3 protein-coding genes and 1 tRNA gene are annotated in these 3,488 nt (G+C 67.6%); all 4 read left to right on the top strand.

Annotated features, from left to right (window positions below):
* On the top strand, positions 1–305 hold a 305-nt coding region (locus MJD61_21385), incomplete at its 5' end, for a 16S/23S rRNA (cytidine-2'-O)-methyltransferase (GenBank protein ID MCG8557812.1).
* 88 nt (positions 306–393) lie between these two features.
* Positions 394–464: transfer RNA gene (locus MJD61_21380), tRNA-Gln, on the top strand.
* A gap of 30 nt (positions 465–494) precedes the next feature.
* Positions 495–2,438, top strand: a complete 1,944-nt coding sequence (locus MJD61_21375; protein MCG8557811.1) for a protein kinase — start codon at positions 495–497, stop codon at positions 2,436–2,438.
* Complete coding sequence (locus MJD61_21370; protein ID MCG8557810.1) at positions 2,393–3,460, top strand: hypothetical protein; 1,068 nt, start codon at positions 2,393–2,395, stop codon at positions 3,458–3,460. The genes MJD61_21375 and MJD61_21370 overlap by 46 nt, the downstream gene beginning before the upstream one ends.
* Positions 3,461–3,488 lie beyond the last annotated feature (28 nt).

The raw sequence follows: 3,488 nt of genomic DNA, 5'->3' as shown, positions 1-3,488 counted from the left end.
ATGCTGCGTTCATTGGCCTTGGCCGCTTGCTGCCTGCAGCGCTAGCGCTACTTCGTGATGCCGGTGACATAGTCGCGCTGGTGAAACCCCAGTTCGAGGTGGGCCGTGAGGCGCTGCGCAAGGGTGGGGTGGTACGCGATGCGCGCGCGCGTGCGCAGGCCATCGACGCAGTCAAGGCGCGGGCCCATCGCTTGGGCCTCGAGCTGCGAGGCGCCCTGGATTCGTCGCTGGAGGGTCCGAGGGGCAACCTCGAGCACTTCGTGTGGTGGGAGTCGACAACCAGGGCGGTCGAACGCGAGCCATGAGCTTGTTGCGCTACTGCCGTCGCCAGCTACTCTGCCTCCGTCAGCCAGGCCGATTCATTGAGGTGGTCCGGTGGAGCAAAGCGCCGACTCGGGAGTCGTCTAAAGGCAGGACATTGGACTTTGGATCCAAGAATGGTGGTTCGAATCCACCCTCCCGAACCCCAGCTCCGGCCCGTTCGGCGATTCGTCGTGTCGCGTGAGATTCCCGCACCAAGGCGGCTCGAGAAATACGAGGTCGTCGAAGAAATCGGTCGTGGCGGTATGGCCGTGGTGTATCGGGCACGGGACTTGACGCTGAGACGGGATGTCGCTCTCAAGGTCATGCATCCGCACCTGAGCGGCTCGGCCCAGGCCAGAGCCCGCTTCGCACGCGAGGCGCTTTCGGTTGCTCGGCTGCGCCACCCCGGCATCATCGCGATCTACGATTACAGCGGCGAGGATTCCGAGCAGAGCTACATCGCTACCGAGCTGCTCACCGGACCCACCCTGCGCCAGTTCGCCGAACAGCACCCGGAGATTCCCAGCGAAGTGGCTGCCTGTTTTGGGATCGCCGTGGCGCGCGCGCTGAGTGCGGCCCACCGCGCACAGGTGGTGCACCGCGACGTCAAGCCCGAGAACGTGCTGATCCACGACCGCCGCCTCGTGAAGCTCAGCGATTTCGGGATAGCTCAGCTCGCAGACGCTCAGACCATGACCAGCACGGGTCAGGTGCTGGGATCGCCGGGGCACCTGGCCCCCGAGCAGCTTGAAGGGCGTGACTGCGATGCCCGGAGCGATATCTTCTCGCTGGGCACCGTGCTGTACCTGTTGGCCACGGGCAAGCTGCCCTTCCGCGGCCGCAACACGCCCCAGATACTCAAGAGAATCGCCGAAGGCCGCTACACCGATCCGCTGCAGGTACGGGCGAGCATCGGCGCCCCCATGCGCGACATCCTCGTGCGCTGCCTGCAGCTCGATCCAGGCGCGCGCTACCAGAGTGCCGTGCAGCTCGAGCAGGATCTCAGGGCCTTTGTGGAGGCCGTGGGGATCAGCGAGCCCGCACAGCTGTTGTCCGACTACCTGGGCGACCCCGTGGCAGTGGCTCAGCGCTTGCGTGAGTCCACGATTGCGAAGCTCGCCAAGCTCGGCGAGCAGGCCCAGGATCAGGGCCGGATCCCCGAGGCCATGGACCACTTCAACCGCGTGCTGGCACTCGATGAGGGCAACGCGCAAGTGCTGCAAAGCCTCCAGCGCCTGGGCCGCGATCGCCGCCGTCGCCTCGCCTTGCGCGCCACCGCGCTGGTCGCGGGTGGGTGCGTGCTCGCGCTGGCGTTCTATCTGATCGCGGGTCAGTGGCGCCGCGACCGCGGCGTGGCCGAGGCCGCGACCGTCACCTTGCCGTCCTCCCGTGTCGAGGATCCGTTACGTCGCGACGCCGGATCGAAGCAGCAGGTCACCGCTTCTCGGTCGCCACACACCCCGGGTTTCGTGCGCGACGGCGCGGCGGTCAAGCCGACCGCAGGCCCGGTGATCGCACAGCCGGGCGCACCCCGCGGCGCCTCCTCGGCGCCGCCGGTGCGTCCGCCGGAGACTGCCGTCGCCGCCAGCGAGCCCCGCGGGGCGTCACGCAGCAGACCGCGCGCCAAGGCATCACGGCGGCGGGCCGGCGCGAGCGACACGCCCCGGACGATCGTGTTCCAGCCTGTGCCTGCCAATGTGTCCATCGCCGTGGATGATGCCCCCGCCAAGCCCTTCGGACCGTCGTTCAACCAGATTGAGTTGCCTCCGGGTGAGCATGAGTTCGCCTTCATCGCGGACCACGAATGCTGCTTCGATCAGCGTTTCCGCCTGCGTATCCCCCCGGGTCCCGGCGTCACGACCGTGCGCAAGCGCCTTGCCCTGAGGCCGGCGGGGCTGTACGTGGTCTGCAACGTCCCGGCCAACGTGCGCGTGGACGACAGCAAGACCAGCGGTCGCTCGCGTAGCGTCCTTTCGATCCCGCTCGAGCACGATCGGACGGAAGTCCACCAGATTACGGTGACAGCGTCCGGCTACCGAGATTATACCCGCAAGGTACAACTCCGAGCCGGCCGGGTGGAAACCGTAAAGTGCAGCCTCGAGCCCGCAAGCACAGCGCCACAGCAGACCCCTTAGCCCCGAATCATGCCACGCGGCTGGGCGTCTATCCGGGCGCGCTGCCGGCGAACTGCTGGTGGCCGCTGGCCGTGTCGGTCCAGGCGCTCGGTCGTATGACCGTGCTGTGCTGCTGGGTGGGTCTCGCGACCACACTGTTTTGCCTTGCCCCGGCAGGTGCTTCGGCCACCGACCTCGACGATTTCCAGCGCGCCCGGCGTGCCTACGAGCTCGGCACCTATGCGCGGGCGGTCGAGCTGTTCGAGGTGCTCGTGGTGGTCGAGCCGCCCCGCCTCACCTCGGGGCCGCTGCTGCTGGAATCGCGCAAGTACCTGGGTGCGAGCTACCTCTTCGTCGGGCGCGGCGCGGACGCGGAACACCAATTCGAGGCGCTGCTCGAGGAGGACGCGAGCTACGAGATCGACCCGCTCGCCTTTCCACGCGAAGTTCAGCGCGTGTTTGGCGCTGTTCGGGAGCGTTTCCTAAAGCAGCGCCAGGCTCGCGCGCGCGAGCACCAACTGGCCCAGGCGCGAGCTCGCAAGCAGGAGGTACGCCGGCTTGAGGAGGAGCGCGCTCAGCGCAGCCGCCTCCTGGAGCTCGCGCAGACCGAGTGGGTCGTGCACGAGCACTCGCGCTGGCTGGCCTTGCTGCCCTTCGGAGTCGGGCAGTTCCAGAACGGCCACGTGGCCCTGGGCCAGGTCTTGGCCGTGGGCGAGGGTGCCCTCCTGGCTGCCAACCTTGTCAGCTTTGCGCTGTGGAAGAACGTCGAGTCCCAGCGCGATCAAGGCAAGATCGACCCCTCCAGGAGAGCCGATGCGGAGCGCGTGGCCACCATCTTTCGATTCACCAACCAAGCTTCCTTCGTGCTGCTTGCCCTGGCAGCCATCGCCGGCGTGGTCGATGCGCAGGTCCGCTTCGAGCCCAGCACCACGGAGCGCCGCCGCCGGCCGTTGCCACCCGACCTCAGGCTAGGCCTACGTTCGCCTTTCGGGCTAGGGCTCGCCCCCGGACGCTTCATGCTGCACAGCCACTTCTCGCTGTAGGTAGCCAGCTATGGGCGGGCTTTTGCGT

Source organism: Pseudomonadota bacterium (assembly GCA_022361155.1).
Classification (GTDB): Bacteria; Myxococcota_A; Polyangia; order Polyangiales; family JAKSBK01; genus JAKSBK01.
This window is presented reverse-complemented; position numbering and strand designations above follow the sequence as displayed.